Genomic DNA, 17,401 nt, shown 5'->3' with positions numbered 1-17,401 from the left:
TTGGGCGAAATGAAATGTTATCTATTTTCAGACAGCCACACCCGTGCTGCCTGAGAATCTAATTCTATTTGTTGTTTTAATGCGTCAAATGACTCAAATTTGTGCTCATCACGCAACTTACAAAGTAATTCTACATTCAATTGCTGGCCATATAAATTGGCTTGATAATCAAAAAAATGTACTTCTAGCTGCTGACGAACGCCATTCACCGTTGGGCGATTGCCAATATTAGCAACACCACCTAATTGTTTCCCACTCTTGTCTTTAGCTCGAACAACATAAACGCCAGACACAGGTGAAACACAACGCTTTAATGGAATATTTGCTGTAGGAAAACCAATGGTCCTCCCCAACTTTCGACCATGAGAGACACGGCCTGTAATACTGTAATTTCGCCCTAACATAGTGGCGACATCACTTAAGTTATCATTTGCGAGAGCATGACGGATAGCCGTACTGCTTACTCTTTGTTTTTCTAAACAAAAACTTTGTGTATTTACCACTTCAAAACCGTACTTTTTCCCGGCCTCTTGCAGCATGGCGAAATTTCCTTTGCGATGTTTACCAAAGCAAAAATCATCACCAACAACCAGAAATTTAACACCCAATGCTCTAACCAACAAGTCTTCGACAAACTCATCAGCGGTTTGTTCTGCAAATTTCTGATTAAAATTAATACACAATAAACGTTCTATTTCTAGTTTTTTAAGCTGAACAAACTTATCTCGTAAACGGGTTAATCGTGCTGGGGCTTTTTCTTTTGCAAAAAACTCCATAGGCTGAGGTTCAAAAGTCATGACGACAGACGGTAAGCCAAGCGCTTTGGCTTTAGACTTAACTTGTTGTAATACTTGCTGATGTCCTAAATGAACACCATCAAAATTACCTATCGTCATTACGCAGCCTTTATGGCCTGGCGTAATATTGTGAATACCTCGGATTAATTCCATTATCTCAATATCAATTTATTCGCTTAAAAAAACTGACGAATTATATACTAATGTGTTCATTCGCACCACTGAACAACGTAATTCTTACTTTATGCTGAAACTCGTAAATGACGAGGACGCAGGCCAAAAACAACGGCGGTTATCAAGTAACTTAGCGCACCTAACCCAATGAAAGAAAAAAGCATTATGACTCGTTTCATAAGGTCCCACTCTAGCCAAACGCTCATTGATGGCATTAACCACAATAAAATACTTACCATGACTGCGCCTGAAACCATTAATTTAAGCACAAAAAATATCGTCTCTTTTGATAACTTATAAACATTGGCTAAATGCAGACCGCGATACAGTAATGTCATATTGACGAGAGCAGATAACGCGGTAGCTATCGCCAAGCCAACATAACCGTAAAAGTAAGCAAAGATGGCGTTAAAGAACATGTTAGTTACCATGGCTATAATACCGTAACGAACAGGTGTTTTTGTATCTTGTCGTGCGTAATACCCTGGAGCTAATACTTTGATTAGCATGAAGTTAAGTAATCCAGACGCATATGCAAGTAAAGAAAGAGAAGCTTGATTCACATCGTGTGGAGAGAACTCTCCACGCATAAATAACACCATTAGCATCGGCTTTGCTAATACCATTAAGCCTAACATCGCAGGGATCCCAAGTAAGATCACCATTCTCACCCCCCAATCCATGGTCTGTGAAAAACCATCACCTTCAGAATCCACATGCTTTCTCGATAGTGCAGGTAATATTACCGTTGCTATTGCAATGCCAAACAACCCTAATGGAAACTCTAACAAGCGATCAGAATAATACAACCAACTGATTGAACCTGTTGCTAGAAAACTTGCAATAAAGGTATCAAGTAACAAGTTAATTTGACTGACTGATACGCCAAATAATGCAGGGATCATTAAGGTTCTGATTTTAGTTACACCGGGATCATTCCAACCCCATTGTGGGCGTACCAACATTTTCGCTTTATAAAGAAATGGAAGCTGGAATAAAAATTGAATCAAGCCGCCCAGAAATACACCAATCGCTAAGCCGATCTCTGGTTGTTCTAAACTTGGTGAAATAAAATAAGCACAAGCAATAATAGCAATATTTAAAAAGACGGGAGTAAATGAAGAAACTGCGAATTTACCTAGGGTATTTAGAATCGCGCCAGAGAGTGCAACGAAAGTAATAAACCACAGATAAGGAAAGGTAATCTTTAAAAGAAAACTGGCAAGTTCAAATTTAGGCGCATTCGGGCCATCATTAAGCCAATCCATAAACCACCCGGCGCCGAACAGAGCAGTGACCGCTCCTGAACCTAAAATCCCGAAAAAAGTAACAATGGTAACGAGAACCCCAAGGGTACCCGATGCTTTTGCTATTAATTCACGGGTTTTATTATCATCCCCACTGGCGTGATATTCCGTTAATACGGGAACAAAGGCTTGTGAAAAAGCCCCCTCTGCGAATAGGCGACGTAGAAAGTTAGGAATTTTATTCGCAAAAAAGAAAACGTCTGCTGCTGCGCCCGCTCCCATTAAATTTGCTACTACTACATCACGGACTAAACCGAGTACTCGAGACACTAAAGTCATGATGCTGACGATTAAGCCAGAACGTAAAAGTCGTTTACTCACAAAAAAACCTCATAAAGATGGCGATGATTACCATAAAGAGCTTACTAACTGGAAAAAATGCTGTTAGAATGCACGCCATCTTAACCGTGTTTTGCCATTCTCATCAAATTTTTGTTTGATTCAGCTTGGTTTTTACACAAATCAGTTGACATTTAAGTTCAAAGAATGCATATTTCCCGACCTTAAATTGTCACCGAACTACGTTTTTGGGAGTTAGACCCTTGGCAAATAGTAAATCTGCTAAGAAGCGCGCAACTCAAGCTGAAAGACGTCGCCAGCACAACGCTAGCCGTCGTTCAATGATGCGCACTTACATGAAAAAAACTATCGCAGCTATCGAAGCTGGCGATAAAGAAGCTGCAACTGCTGCACTAGCAACTGCAACTCCACTTCTAGACCGCATGGCGACTAAAGGCCTTATTCATAAGAATAAAGCTGCACGTCATAAAGCGCGTTTCACTGCAGCAATCAAAGCTCTTTAATAGAAATTTGATTCTCAGTTAGAAATAAGAAAAAACCGACCTAGGTCGGTTTTTTTATGCCTGCTATTTGGTAAATAAAAAAAGATACGATTCTCTACCCTACCAATGTTTAATACCATTCTGGATAAGTAGTTGTTCAGATAATTGCTTAGATTGGTATAAGCACCTTATCTATATTATGCAGAAAAGTGATCGCCTCGTATTAATTCTTTGGACAATACAGATCATGCAATAATTGAATGACAGACTTAACCTCATGGCTACTTAATGAGTAGTACACGGTTTGAGACTCTTTTCTTGTTGATACCAACTCATCCTTACGTAACCAACCTAAATGCTGAGACAATGCTGATTGGCTCAACTCTAGCTGTTCTGCAATTTGTCCTACCGATAGCTCCCCATCAAGCAGCAAACACAAAATAAACAAACGACGTTCATTTGCCATTGCTTTAAGTAATGTAACGGCTTTTGGCCCATTCTCTGCCATCATCTGTAAATTCATAAATACTACCATCTAATTTAGTTAAAGCTAATTTAGCGTATTCGTCTTTATGATTGCAAATTAAAATCAAATAAATGTGAGAAATCAGCAGAGCAAATGCTTTTTACTGCTGGATGCTGGATCATTCGTTCAGCAAAAATAACGTAATACTCTTCTTTTAAATCATTTACATCAGCAATTCTATGTAAAGTTAGATCAGAGTCTGCCTCATTCATATAAACGGTTGGCGCGAGAAAAACTGCATTGCTTTCACGAGCAAATGCTTTCATTAAAGCGACATCATCAAACTCCCCTAAAATATTTGGGGTAATACCTTGTTGATCACACCACTGGATTACCTTTCTTCCCATTGAGGTTCTGCCACCAGGAATAAGCAGTTTCTTCTTTTCTAAGACTTCAGGAAAGTTGATTGATTCGCTCTCTTTAGAACAAAAGAAACTCATACTACACTCACCTAACTTTTTACTGAAAAGCCCAGAGTTCTGACTTGAATCAACCGGACAATCAGACAAAATCATGTCTAATTTATGTTGAGATAACTGCTCAAGTAATAATTCATGAGTGGATTCTAAACAGCGTAGATGAATAGACGCATCTTCCGGTACTGTTGTTGATAAAACTTTACTTACTAAACGTTTAGAAAGCGCATCAGCAACACCCACATCAAACAATACATTCGACTGCTGGCTGTAATTAACGATATCAAGCATCTCATAACTTAAACCAAACATACGATCTGCATATTTATAGACCAGTTGTCCTAGCTCTGTAGGCTCTACATTCCGACCATTACGTTTAGTTAATTTACCGTCTAAGCGCTCTTCTAATATTTTAATTTGACCAGTTACCGTTTGAGGGGTTAAAAACAGAGCTTCTGCTGCTTTAGTTACTGAACCTTGCTTACATACCATCCAAAAATAATAAACATGGTTGTAATTTAAGTGGGACATATTGCACCTTATCTCTTTTTGCGAACCGAATAAGTCATTGCATCATCAATAATATGAACGATACGACATTTATTACAGTTAAAGCAAACACTTCGTAAAAACTATTTATTTCATTAAAATTATTCGTTTTTTCCGCAACTAGATTCTTAAAACCGTCATACAAGCGAAACATATAACAAAAAAGTTTGAAAAAAAAATTTATATTCCATTTTTTAATAACGCGTAAAACAAACTATAATTCAACCACTTAAACACACCTAGAGTACTAAAAATAGAGCTTAAATGAAATATGAAGCATTTATTACAGTTTTCTCTTTCACTGTAATATTTCTGAAATATTCGTTATCTACTATCGCTTCAGATTAAATAAACCGACAACATACTATTTCGGTACGGAGCTTTACTATGAATACCCAATCAATTTCTGCAGCAACAATGAGCAATACCTCGCGCATGCTGCGTTGGGCAAACTTAGCATTTATGCTTTACCTTCTTCTTTTAGCGGTTGCTATGGTTGGCACAGGCTTTAAATGGTCTGTTGGTGAGGAAGCAAAAGTTCTTTTTGAATTTGCATCTCACCCTATTGCTGGCTTAATGATCGGCTTAGTTGCAACAGCATTAATTCAATCCTCTTCAACTGTGACCTCTATTATTGTTGGATTAGTGGCTGGTGGTTTACCTATTGAAACCGCAATTCCTATGGTAATGGGTGCTAATATTGGTACTACCGTTACCAATACTCTAGTAAGCCTTGGCCACGCTCGTTGTAAAAATGAATTTAGACGTGCATTTGCTTGCGCAACGGTTCATGACTTCTTTAACCTATTAGCCGTGTCTATTTTCTTACCTCTAGAAATGATGTTTGGTATTTTCCAAAAACTATCAGCATGGTTGGTGTCTCCGTTCTTAAGTGCGGGCGACATGAACATGAAAGGCTTTGATTTTATCAAACCAATTACCAAGCCAGTTATCAGTGCTATCCAAGAGCCTCTATCTAGCTTTGGAAGCATGACTGGTGGTCTATTAATGATTGCACTTGGTATTACCGTTCTTATTATTTCTATTACTCTTATGGGTAAATTAATGAAGAGCTTAATGGTTGGTCGTGCAAAAGAACTGCTTAAGAGCGCAATTGGCCGTGGCCCTCTACATGGTATCGCATCAGGTACAGTAGTAACGGTTCTAGTTCAATCATCATCGACAACAACAAGTTTAATGGTTCCACTTGTAGGTACTGGTGTACTTAAAGTTCGCGATGTTTATCCATTCACTCTTGGTGCCAACATTGGTACTTGTGTGACGGCTCTACTAGCAGCAACGGCTGCATCAGGAGAGTATGCGGTTCTTGCTCTGCAAATTGCACTTGTTCACCTATGTTTCAACGTAATTGCAACGCTAGTTATCTTCGGTACTCCATTCTTACGTGAGTTACCAATTAAAGGTGCTGAGTGGATTGCAGAAATGGCTAACCGTAACAAAGCGGTTGTTGCTGGATATTTAAGTTTTGTATTCATCATTCTACCAGGTAGCGTATTAGCTCTAACGGTTTAATATTGATAAACAGATAAAGGAAAGCCCCGAAGTAAATGCTTCGGGGCTTTTTTATATCTTATACAAATGTAATTAGTAAATGGATATTAGTACTGGACTGGGTATTACACAGAAAAAGGATACTTAATCGCTTCATGACTTTCATAGCCAATCACTTCAAAATCATCCATGGTTACCCAAGTTTCTAAATCTTCTAATGATTTTATCTTAGGGTTTATTTTAAAGATTGGGGCTTTCAATGGCTCACGCTTTAACTGAACTTCTTTCATCAATTCAAGCTGATCTTCATAGATGTGACCGTTAACAATTTTATGATAAGCCTTACCTGCTTTATGCCCTGTAATTTGAGCCACAATAGCCAGTAGAAAATAGACTTGGACCATATTAAAATTAAGGCCTAGCGGAACATCACACGAGCGTTGAGTACTATTTAAGTACAATGTATCCCCTAATAGTGAAAAATGGTGTGAGTACATGCATGGACGCAAGCAACCCATATCAAACTCACCAGGATTGTAGAAGTTTAAAATTTCACCACGGTCATCAATACCTGCGCTTAAATCATCAATGATCTTTTTCAGTTGATCGACAAACTCACCATTTGGTTTTGCCCACGAACGACCTTGTACACCGTATACTCGGCCCATGTCATCATCACCTTTACGATGAGGATTATTCAGCCATGCATCATTTAAGTTCGCATTCGCATCCCATGTTTTAGTGCCAATCTTACGGAAGTCTTCCGCATTATCGTAACCACGAATATAGCCAATCATCTCTGCGACTGCCGCTTTCCAAAAACTCTTACGTGTCGTTACTAACGGAAATTGGCTATTAGCAACATCATAAGTTAAATCAGCGTTAATCACCGTTAGGCAGCGTTTTCCTGTACGTTCGTTTTCAATCCAAGTCCCTTCATCAACGATGCGTTGGCATAAATCTAAATACTGCTTCACGGGTCTGCTCTCTTAAAATTAGTTAAAAAAATGGCCTCAAACGAGAGGCCATTACTATAAATCGTCATTCACGCTATTCTAGCGTATTTTTCTTAGTTTGTTTATTTTGCTTTTTGTTTAGATTTCTTTGACTTGGTGCCGCTGCTCTTTAAATCAGTCGCAAAAAGATTACGTTTGAATGCCCAAATCATCATCAATAGACCACCAATCACCATTGGCAATGATAAAATTTGTCCCATTGAAATCCAGTCACCAAATAGACCTAACTGAGCATCAGGTTGGCGAACGTATTCTACCAAGAAACGGAAGGTTCCATAGCCAAATAGGAATAACCCTGAGACTGCACCTAGCGGACGAGGTTTACGAATAAACCAGTTTAGAATGAAGAATAGAACAACACCTTCCAGTGCAAATTCATATAACTGAGATGGATGACGAGGGAAAGGGCCACCCGTTGGGAATACCATCGCCCAAGGCACATCCGTTACTCGTCCCCAAAGTTCACCATTCATAAAGTTACCAAGACGACCCGCACCTAAACCAAATGGGACTAATGGCGCTACAAAATCGGCAATGGTAAAGAAGCTACGATTATTTTTATAACCGTACCAGAGCATTGCCGTGATCACACCTAACAAGCCACCATGGAAAGACATACCGCCCGTCCACACCTCAAATAAATACAGTGGGTTCTCTAAGAAATGGCCAAAGTTATAAAATAGGACATAACCAACACGTCCACCAATGACTACCCCTAAAAAGCCTGCAAACAGAAGATCACTCACTTGATCACGAGTCCAACCGCTGTTTGGTTTATCAGCGCGTTTATTAGCAAGCCATAAGGCAAACATGAAACCGAATAAATACATCAAGCCGTACCAACGTACTGCTAATGGCCCTATTTCAATCAAAACTGGATCGATGTGTGGGAAGTTCAAATACCCCTGACTCATGACTACTCTCTTATCCTAAGAACATTTTACTGCCAATAAATACTAGAAATACGGCAAAGATTTTTTTTAATGTCGGTGTTGGTAAATGTGACGCTAATTTAGCCCCAACTCTAGTGGTTAAAATAGAGGTAAAGCTAATACCACACAATGCAGGTAAATAAACGTAACCTAAACTCATTGGCGGTAAGTTTTCCACATTTACACCATGTATTACAAACCCTATCATGCCTGCAATAGCGATTAATGTGCCACATAATGAAGAGCTGCCAATGGCCTTTCTCATTTCAACACCATGAAAACTTAAATAAGGTACCGTTAGTGATCCACCACCAATGCCCGCTAAGCTAGACACAATACCAATAACACCACCGGATGTCGCAACTTTAAGCGGTGGCGGCATTATTCTTGTCGCCGTAAATTTAAGCGCTAACAGCATCTGTAGAGCTAATAAAAGCACAATAACACCAAACACTTTCGGTAAATAATGTGCTGGTATTAATTCGGTAAGGTAACTGCCAATAAAACCGCCTAGAATAACCCCTGGCGCTAAACTTTTAATAAGCCCCACTTCGACATTACCTAAACGTAAATGGTTCCATGCCGATGAGCTTGAGGTAAATATAATGGTTGCTAGTGATGTACCAAGTGCCATTTGCATTGCAATGCTAGCATCAATACCGGCTTGTGGAAGTAACCATAACAATGCAGGAACAACAAGTAATCCACCACCAATGCCTAATAAGCCAGCCATTACTCCAACAACACTGCCTAATGCAAGATAGAGTGCAAAAATAGACCAAAAATCCACTGACATTTATTTACCTGCTCGAATAAATCCTGAAAGATTCTTCTCTTCAAAAAACGCCATCATATCAGCTAAAATTTGCTCTGCATCATCATGGTGTAAAAGTTTAGCTATTAGCGTTTCTATTTCTGATAACCCTACCTGTCTAATAATATACTTAACTTTTGCTACATTAGAGGTATTCATACTTAAACTGTTGTAACCCAGGCCCATCAACAATAAACAACCAATAGGATCACCCGCTAATTCACCACAGACGCTGACGGGCAAATTATGTTGATTTGCCGTATCGATAATCTGTTTTAATGCTAATAATACCGCAGGGTGATAAGACTCATACACATGAGAAACCCGTGAGTTATTCCTATCTACGGCTAATAGATACTGAGTTAAATCATTCGTCCCTACAGAAATGAAATCAACTAACCCTGCAACTCTTGGTAAGAGATAAAGCATAGAAGGTACTTCTACCATCATACCAATGCGAGGTTTTGCAAAGTGTGTTTCAGCCTCACTAAGTACTTCTTCATAAGCTTGATTGATCAACGCCCGGGCTTGCTTTAATTCAGGGATCCCTGAAATCATCGGCAACATAATCGATAAATTTTCATTGCCAATATTCGCTCTGACCATGGCTTTTAACTGTAGTAAAAAAATATCAGGATGATCTAAAGTGAACCGAATGCCACGCCAGCCTAAAAATGGATTATCTTCTTCTATTGGTAAATAAGGTAATGGCTTATCCCCTCCAATATCCAACGTTCTCATGATGACTGGTTTTTGAGGATAGGTTTCTAAAATTGCCTTATATTGCAAATATTGTTCTTCTTCAGAAGGAAATCGTTGATGCAATAAAAAGGGTATTTCGGTGCGATACAGCCCTACACCATCAACCCCTTGGTTAACGGCAATGCTTGAGTCTGCGCTTAATCCTGCATTAAGATGGATCTTCATCAAATGCCCATCTAGCGTTAATGTTGGTTTATCAAGATCTTGTGTTATTAACTCAGAGAGTGCGATCTCTTCGTTTTGTAATTCGATGTATTCTTGAGTTAGCGCTTCTGTCGGCTTGATATAAAGCAAGCCACTGTAACCATCAACAATGGCTAATGATTTATGGTAATGACCAGGGTTAAACTCTACGCCCATAATCGCCGGGATGCCTAAAGCTCGAGATAAAATAGCAGCGTGAGAGTTAGCAGCCCCCTCGAGAGAGATAACCCCTCTTAACTTATCTTTTGGGATACTCGCAAGCATTGAAGCAGTTAATTGGTTTGTCACCAAAATAACAGGGTGAGACAGTTCAATATCTAAGTTATCTTCATAGTTTAAAAAGTAGAGTAAACGCTGTCCTAGCTCCCTAACGTCATTTGCTCTCTCACTTAAATAAGAGTCACTCATTCTCTCAAAACGGCCAGCATAAGACTCAATAACTTGGCGCAATGCCCACTCAGCAGAGTCCCCTTTATCGATCTGTTTTTTCAGATCAGCTTTCAGCATTGGATCATTTAATAAGTGAGTAAAGAGATCAAAGATTGCTAACGTTTCGTTGTTCAGCTCTTGCTCAAAACGCTTTTTCGAACGTCTAAAATCCTTTAGAGCTAACTCAACCGCCGTACCTAAACGATCTTTTTCCAGCTCAATATCAAGACAAGAACTTGGTAAAATTGCTTCTATTTTAGGTTGGGCATCATCAAACCATAAAGGGGCAATACCTACGCCATTAGACGCAGAGATCCCTTTAAATTGTTTCTGTTGTATTACTGAAGTTTGTAAATGAGCAGACCAACTTTCGTGTGCTTTCGCGTGCGCTAATACCACTGCAAGTTGAGCAGAAAGCGTAACAAGAAAGGATTCTTCCACTTCTGTAAATTGGCGTTTCTCTTTCTGTTGAACAACTAAAACGCCTAAATTTTGTCGACGATAGATGATCGGCGTCGCCAAAAAAGAGTTAAATTTATATTCAGCAATACTTGGAATGTATTTATACGAGGGGTGTACTGAGGCATTAGCGAGGTTTAATGGCTCGCAGCTACGGGCAACCAGGCCTACAAGCCCTTCATCAATACCAAGTGAAACGGTATTCGGCTTGGCTTTTAAACCTTCGGTAGCCATCAATTCTAAACGCAGATTATCATTACTCATTAAATAGACTGAGCAACACTCTGTTCGCATTGAGTGACGGGTATTCTTCACTAATAACGCTAAAGCATCATCGAGCGATTCTGCTTTAGCGACGTGATCAACTATGTCCCTGAGTTGAGTAAGCATAAGAGGCAATCCTTAAGGTTATAAGGTATCGACCGCTTAACCTTTTTTACCTTTCCTTTTAAATTTTCGTTCCTTAAACGGCATAGCAATTACCGCGAACTCTTTGAGGGCTCGACGATAAACATCACGCTTAAATGAAACCACTTGTCTAACTGGGTACCAATAACTTACCCATCGCCAACCATCAAATTCTGGCGTGCGATCTCTTTGCATATTCACCTTGGATTCGTCACATTCCAAGCGTAGCAAAAACCACTTCTGTTTTTGCCCAATACAGACAGGTTTTGAATCCCATCTAACTAAACGCTTCGGTAATTTATATCGTAACCAATGGCGGCTACTTGCTAAAATACGTACATCATTTTTTGTCAGACCAACTTCTTCATACAATTCTCGGTACATTGCTTGCTCTGGTGTCTCACCATCATCAATGCCACCTTGTGGAAATTGCCAAGAATGTTGTCCGTATCGTTTCGCCCAGAATACTTGACCATGGCTATTGCATATCACTATCCCGACGTTCGGGCGGAAACCATCGCCATCTATCACTGGATGACCTCATCTTAAACTTATATTGCCTATGATTTTTTCACAGATCGTCTCTTTGAGCAAACAGGATCACGCTTTCTTATCACGTTTTACTAAAATAACCTCTTTTATTGAATAACTTTTAATCACAAGAGAACTTATCAACATAACAATGAGAGCTGCCCCACATTTATTCACCTTTTCTGTGTATAACTTTGTGAAGAAGATAAAAACAAATCAAATTGAGCAATAAAAATCAATTTATCAATAGAGTGAAGATAATAATGGGAAATCAACAAATACCATAATAAACATAAAGTTAAACAAAAGATCTTTAATTGGATCTTTTTTATTTAACTCTGATTGAATAATATGAACACAGATCGGTTAAAGATCGAGCAACTTGATGGTTACCCACAATTACAAGCTCTATAATGTGCTGCCCCTTAAAAAGTCAATAACTTATTAAGAAATAAAGTACTGTACATAGATCCATAAAAACAAATATAGAGCAAAAAATAATCTTCACTGTGGATAACTTGAGAAGATCCAATCAAGAGTGCTAAATAGAAAAGATTATATGGTAATCTTATCGTTCTATCGCCATTAAAGAGCCACTATGAAGCAACCACCACCAAACAGTATTAATGAACTATTAACCAGAGCTGAAAACATTGCAGGCTATACGCTCTCTGAACTTGCTGAACAAGCAGGGATAGCTGTCCCTGAAAATTTAAAGCGAGATAAAGGCTGGGTTGGGCAGTTATTAGAATGGCATTTAGGCGCTTCTGCAGGGAGTAAACCATTGCCTGATTTCATTGATCTTGGTATTGAACTCAAAACAATTCCGATCAGTTATAGCGGAAAACCTCTTGAAACCACTTTTGTCTCTGTTGCACCTCTAACTGGTGTACATAGTTTAAAGTGGGAGGAATCTCATGTTCGCCATAAATTAGCTCATGTTCTGTGGATCCCTGTTGAAGGGGAGCGAGAAATCCCTGTCGGTGATCGACATGTTGGTTACCCTGTACTGTGGAAACCTTCTATAGCAGAAGAGCACCAATTAAAGCAAGATTGGGAAGAGTTAATGGACTTAATTGTCTTAGGAAAAGTGGAATCTATCACGGCAAAGCATGGTGAAGTTTTACAGCTTAGACCTAAAGCGGCAAACAGCCGAGCCCTTACTGAAGCTTACGGGGAGAATGGAAACCCAATTAAAACGCTACCAAGAGGGTTTTATTTAAAAACTCATTTTACTCATGCGATCTTAAAATCATTCTTTAATTAAAAAAGGCCTTATCTCTAATTAAGATAAGACCCTTTTGCTAACTTTGCTTTTATTAGCTGTAGCTTCTTGGCTCTGAAATCAAGTTATGTTTATTCAATAAACGATACATGGTGGCACGCGACACTCCTAGCTCTTTTGCAGCAGAGGACACCTGACCATCATGAGACTCTAATACCATCAAGAGTGCATCACGCTCTGAATTTTCACGAATAACACGTAAGCTTCGTTTTGTATCACTGCGCTGTGGAAGATCTAAATGCTCAAGATCTATCGTCATGCTATCTGCAAGTAATACTGCACGTTTAACCTGGTTAACTAATTCACGAACATTACCCGGCCATTGGTAATGCAGCATAGTTTGCATTGCATCTTCTGAGAAAGTACGTGCTTGTGTATTGTATTCTCTGGCATAGCGTTGAAGAAAATGATCCGCTAAGACCGAAATATCTGAACTTCTCTCTTTTAAAGAAGGGACATGAATACGAAGTACATTCAGACGATAATATAACTCTTCTTTAAAGTTACCTTCTTCTATCGCTTTTTCAAGATCAATATGGCTTGCAACAATCACTCTCACATCAATATCAATAAAGCCCTGAGTCGTTTCTATATTACCTTCTTGTAAAAAGCGTAATAAATGTTGCTGTTGAGCCGCTGGTAAATCATTAATATCATTTAAGAACAAAGTGCCACCGCTCGCTTGGAACAGTTTAGACTCTTGGTAATCAGATAAATCCTGCCCAAATAGCTCTTGCTCTATTTTTGAATCAGATAATGAACCACAGTTTAATGAAATAAATGGTCCTTTATTACGACCAGAAGAATCATGCACCGCTTTTGCTACCGCATCCTTACCTACACCACTTTCACCAGAGATAAGAATAGAAACATCTGTTGGTGCTACTCGACGAATTTGATCTCGTAGACGCTTAACTGCCGGCGCTTCACCTAAAATACCTAAATCCGATTTTTGTCCCATATTTGGCCAAACTTTACGTTCTAATTTTAGCATTCCTAATTGGTGACCAATCGTACTTAGCAACTGAGCATCAGGAATTGGAGCGGTAAAGAAATCAATACAGAAATTCACAATAAATTGGCAAATAGTATCTGAGCTTAGTTGTGATTCACGAATAAATGCCATCCAACGCACTTGTTTATTATTATTTACTAACGTTGCAATACCATTAAGACTGAAATCATCTTGGCTTAGATCCACAATACCAATACATGGCCCAATTTCATCAAACAATGCTTGCGCAGCACGAAGGTCATAGCAACGATGACAACGCCAGCCAACTTGTTCTAATACTGCTAACCAAGGTTCGTAACTTCCACCAACAACCACTAACGAACCTGGAACAGAATCCATACGAAACTGAGTACCCATAGCCTTACCTCTAAATTCTTTATTTAACCAACTAAACTTTCTTCTAAAGGCAACTATACAGGTTTTAAGACGCCTCGCAGTCTCACAAGTGAGATGCTCGTCATCTTTTTAACAAAAAAACACAAAATTACAGATAAAAAATAAATGATACTTAACATATCAGAAAGAAATATGCCTCATCTATGAGATGCATTTAATTTTATAATATAAAGGAAGGTGTTTTTATTACTTTTATAGCCATTCCTCTACTTTAAAAAGAAATGTAAAAGTTAGGTCAATTGATGAGGAAGTGTGCTTGTATTCTAATATTTTCCTTTTTATAAAAAAAAGAGCAGCTTTAAAAGCTACTCTTTAATTTATCACTTTATTCTAAATTATGCTTGAGGGCGCATAGAAGGGAATAAAATAACATCACGAATTGTGTGAGTGTTAGTGAATAACATCACTAAACGGTCAATACCGATGCCTTGACCCGCTGTTGGCGGTAAACCGTGCTCAAGCGCTGTAATATAATCAGCATCATAGAACATTGCTTCATCATCACCAGACTCTTTTGCGTTAACTTGCGCTTTAAAACGCTCGTCTTGGTCTTGAGCATCATTAAGCTCAGAGAAACCATTTGCTACTTCACGGCCACCAATAAAGAACTCAAAACGGTCTGTAATGAAATCATTGTTGTCGTTACGACGTGCTAATGGTGAGATATCCGCTGGGTATTCAGTGATGAACGTAGGTTGCATTAACTTAGGTTCAGCTGTTTCACCAAAGATTTCTTCAAGAAGCTGACCACATGTCCAGAAGCTTTCAACGTCAACATGCACTGATTTCGCGATAGAAACCATTAAGTCACGATCTTGAACGCCTTCGTACGTTAGCGCTTGAATCTCAGCATGCTCTGGGTTGTATAGTTTAATTGCGTCTAGCATGCTCATACGTGCGTATTTGCCACCAAAATCAACGGTATACTCACCGTAAGGCATTTTATCACTGCCTAGAACAGAGATAGCTACTTGAGATAGCATTGCTTCTGTTAGATCCATTAGATCATTGTAATCAGCATACGCCATGTAGAATTCCATCATTGTGAATTCTGGGTTATGACGTGGAGATAGGCCTTCGTTACGGAAGTTACGGTTAATTTCGAACACACGCTCAAAACCACCAACAACTAGACGTTTTAGGTAAAGCTCAGGGGCGATACGTAGGTACATATCAACATCAAGTGCATTATGGTGTGTTACGAATGGACGTGCTGAAGCGCCACCAGGGATAACGTGCATCATTGGCGTTTCAACTTCCATGAAGCCTTTATCAACCATGAAGTTACGAATTGCAGAAACCACTTTAGAGCGGATAACAAATGCAGTACGTGAATCATCATTTACGATAAGGTCAACATAACGCTGACGGTAACGCATTTCTTGGTCAGTTAAACCGTGGAATTTTTCAGGTAATGGACGCAGTGCTTTTGTTAGCAATACGTACTCTTCCATGTTCACGTAAAGATCGCCTTTACCTGATTTATGTAGAGCACCTTTAACACCGATGATGTCACCGATATCTAGACCTTGGTATTTGTCTTTAAGCTCTTTTTGCACATCTTTCGATGCATAAGCTTGGATCTTACCAGACACTTCTTGGATCAATAAGAAAGGACCACGCTTAGCCATGATACGGCCTGCGATAGCAACGATATGGTTTAATTCTTCTAGCTCTTCTTTGGTCTTTTCACCAAACTCAGCTTGAAGGTCACTCGCAAGACTATCACGACGGAAGTCATTCGGGTGGCCATTCGCCTTACATGCTTGACGGATATGGTCTAATTTACCACGACGTTCTGCAATCAGTTTGTTTTCATCTAGTTGTACTTGGTCAGTCATAATGAACCCTTTCTTATAATCCAGATTTTAAGCTGGCTTCGATAAATTTATCTAAATCACCGTCTAATACGGCTTGCGTATTACGATTTTCAATGCCGGTACGCAAATCTTTAATGCGCGAATCATCTAATACGTATGAGCGAATCTGACTGCCCCACCCGATATCGGATTTAGAATCTTCGTTTACTTGTTTCTCTGCGTTTTGTTTCTGAAGCTCAAGTTCAAACAGTTTTGCTTTCAACTGCTTCATTGCTTGTGCTTTGTTTTTATGCTGAGAACGATCATTTTGACATTGCACTACTGTATTTGTCGGAACGTGAGTAATACGTACCGCAGATTCAGTGGTGTTTACGTGTTGACCACCTGCGCCAGAAGCTCGGTATACATCAATACGTAAATCAGCAGGGTTAATATCCACTTCAATGTTGTCATCTATTTCAGGATAGATAAACGCTGAAGCAAATGAGGTATGTCGACGACCACTTGAATCAAATGGTGATTTACGAACTAAACGGTGTACGCCAGTTTCTGTGCGTAACCAACCATAAGCGTATTCACCAGAAATGCGTACTGTTGCGCCTTTTAGGCCAGCTACATCACCATCAGAAACTTCGATTATTTCCGTTTTAAATCCTTTGGCTTCCGCCCAACGCAAGTACATACGTAACATCATTGATGTCCAATCTTGCGCTTCTGTGCCGCCAGAACCTGACTGTAAATCAATATAACAATCAGATGCATCATGTGCGCCAGAGAACATACGACGAAATTCTAACGCCGCTAGTTTTTCTTCTAAGTCAGCAAGCTCTGGTTCAATTTCATCAAACGTCTCTTGATCTTGTTCTTCTACTGCTAACTCAAGTAAGCCTTCAACGTCTTCGCCGCCTTGGTCTAATTGGTCAATAGTTTCTACAATCGCTTCTAAAGAAGCACGTTCTTTACCTAATGCTTGTGCGCGCTCAGGTTCATTCCATACTTCTGGTTGTTCTAGCTCTGCATTGACTTCTTCTAGACGCTCTTTCTTAGCATCATAGTCAAAGGTACCCCCTCAGGATATTTGTGCGATCAGACACATCCTGGAGACGGTTTTTAATAGGATTAATTTCGAACATGGTGTTTTATCATCGCCGAATAAAAAATAACCGAGAGATTTTAACCAAAAGTGTGATAGAAATCGAGGTATTTCACCCTCTGAAAGCAAGAACAATAAGGATTGAGAAAATGGTGTAAATTTAATCACACCAAT

At 39.2% G+C, this 17,401-nt stretch carries 15 protein-coding genes; 3 read left to right on the top strand and 12 right to left on the bottom strand.

Features of this window, described 5'->3' with window-relative positions; translation table 11 throughout:
- Positions 1-17: 17 nt before the first annotated feature.
- Positions 18-950: a bifunctional riboflavin kinase/FAD synthetase gene (gene ribF / locus PVK71_RS13840; protein ID WP_274419355.1), complete on the bottom strand. Its 933-nt coding sequence runs from the start codon at positions 948-950 to the stop codon at positions 18-20.
- Positions 951-1,039: 89 nt separating this feature from the next.
- Entirely contained in the window at positions 1,040-2,599 is a 1,560-nt protein-coding gene (murJ, locus tag PVK71_RS13835) for a murein biosynthesis integral membrane protein MurJ (RefSeq protein WP_274419354.1), read from the bottom strand.
- 221 nt (positions 2,600-2,820) lie between these two features.
- Here murJ and rpsT point away from each other — a divergent pair, with 221 nt between their 5' ends.
- The gene (gene rpsT / locus PVK71_RS13830; RefSeq protein WP_005417629.1) at positions 2,821-3,081 is read left to right on the top strand and encodes a 30S ribosomal protein S20; all 261 of its coding nucleotides are present in this window, start codon (positions 2,821-2,823) and stop codon (positions 3,079-3,081) included.
- Positions 3,082-3,283: 202 nt separating this feature from the next.
- Here rpsT and PVK71_RS13825 read toward each other — a convergent pair whose 3' ends face one another.
- Together PVK71_RS13825 and nhaR are read right to left on the bottom strand one after the other, a co-directional pair.
- A complete protein-coding gene (locus tag PVK71_RS13825) occupies positions 3,284-3,583 on the bottom strand; it encodes an ArsR/SmtB family transcription factor (protein WP_130044318.1) in 300 nt (99 codons plus the stop codon).
- A 47-nt stretch (positions 3,584-3,630) separates the two neighbouring features.
- Positions 3,631-4,533 carry a transcriptional activator NhaR gene (gene nhaR, locus PVK71_RS13820; RefSeq protein ID WP_274419353.1) on the bottom strand — a complete coding sequence of 301 codons (903 nt, stop codon included), beginning with the start codon at positions 4,531-4,533 and terminating at the stop codon, positions 3,631-3,633.
- 405 nt (positions 4,534-4,938) lie between these two features.
- Here nhaR and PVK71_RS13815 point away from each other — a divergent pair, with 405 nt between their 5' ends.
- Positions 4,939-6,084: a Na/Pi symporter gene (locus PVK71_RS13815; protein ID WP_274419352.1), complete on the top strand. Its 1,146-nt coding sequence runs from the start codon at positions 4,939-4,941 to the stop codon at positions 6,082-6,084.
- 104 nt (positions 6,085-6,188) lie between these two features.
- Here PVK71_RS13815 and PVK71_RS13810 read toward each other — a convergent pair whose 3' ends face one another.
- The 5 genes from PVK71_RS13810 to rppH all read right to left on the bottom strand — a co-directional run bounded on the left by PVK71_RS13810 (position 6,189) and on the right by rppH (position 11,618).
- The gene (locus PVK71_RS13810; RefSeq protein WP_274419351.1) at positions 6,189-7,040 is read right to left on the bottom strand and encodes a thymidylate synthase; all 852 of its coding nucleotides are present in this window, start codon (positions 7,038-7,040) and stop codon (positions 6,189-6,191) included.
- A gap of 101 nt (positions 7,041-7,141) precedes the next feature.
- Positions 7,142-7,993 (bottom strand): prolipoprotein diacylglyceryl transferase, encoded by an 852-nt coding sequence (gene lgt, locus PVK71_RS13805; protein ID WP_151655442.1) that lies wholly within the window; start codon positions 7,991-7,993, stop codon positions 7,142-7,144.
- A 10-nt stretch (positions 7,994-8,003) separates the two neighbouring features.
- Complete coding sequence (locus tag PVK71_RS13800; RefSeq protein WP_274419350.1) at positions 8,004-8,807, bottom strand: sulfite exporter TauE/SafE family protein; 804 nt, start codon at positions 8,805-8,807, stop codon at positions 8,004-8,006.
- Positions 8,808-11,069: a phosphoenolpyruvate--protein phosphotransferase gene (gene ptsP, locus PVK71_RS13795; RefSeq protein WP_274419349.1), complete on the bottom strand. Its 2,262-nt coding sequence runs from the start codon at positions 11,067-11,069 to the stop codon at positions 8,808-8,810.
- 36 nt (positions 11,070-11,105) lie between these two features.
- Positions 11,106-11,618 carry an RNA pyrophosphohydrolase gene (gene rppH, locus PVK71_RS13790; protein ID WP_122036636.1) on the bottom strand — a complete coding sequence of 171 codons (513 nt, stop codon included), beginning with the start codon at positions 11,616-11,618 and terminating at the stop codon, positions 11,106-11,108.
- Positions 11,619-12,216: 598 nt separating this feature from the next.
- Here rppH and mutH point away from each other — a divergent pair.
- A complete protein-coding gene (mutH, locus tag PVK71_RS13785; RefSeq protein ID WP_151655438.1) occupies positions 12,217-12,885 on the top strand; it encodes a DNA mismatch repair endonuclease MutH in 669 nt (222 codons plus the stop codon).
- Positions 12,886-12,937: 52 nt separating this feature from the next.
- Here the strand turns inward: mutH and PVK71_RS13780 are convergent, their stop codons facing one another.
- The 3 genes from PVK71_RS13780 to prfB all read right to left on the bottom strand — a co-directional run bounded on the left by PVK71_RS13780 (position 12,938) and on the right by prfB (position 17,267).
- On the bottom strand, positions 12,938-14,275 hold the full coding sequence (locus tag PVK71_RS13780) for a sigma-54-dependent transcriptional regulator (protein WP_274419348.1): 1,338 nt from the start codon (positions 14,273-14,275) through the stop codon (positions 12,938-12,940).
- Between the two features lie 374 nt (positions 14,276-14,649).
- The gene (gene lysS, locus PVK71_RS13775; protein WP_130046884.1) at positions 14,650-16,155 is read right to left on the bottom strand and encodes a lysine--tRNA ligase; all 1,506 of its coding nucleotides are present in this window, start codon (positions 16,153-16,155) and stop codon (positions 14,650-14,652) included.
- Between the two features lie 13 nt (positions 16,156-16,168).
- Positions 16,169-17,267 (bottom strand): peptide chain release factor 2 gene (gene prfB, locus PVK71_RS13770; RefSeq protein ID WP_130044328.1). Its coding sequence is split into 2 segments (ribosomal slippage): positions 16,169-17,191 and positions 17,193-17,267, totalling 1,098 coding nucleotides; the frame shifts between segments, so codons are not numbered across the junction.
- Positions 17,268-17,401 lie beyond the last annotated feature (134 nt).

Source organism: Aliivibrio sp. S4MY1 (genome assembly GCF_028765545.1).
Classification (GTDB): domain Bacteria; phylum Pseudomonadota; class Gammaproteobacteria; order Enterobacterales; family Vibrionaceae; genus Aliivibrio.
Note: the sequence above shows the minus strand (reverse complement) of the source record. Positions and strands in the feature narration are given on the sequence as shown.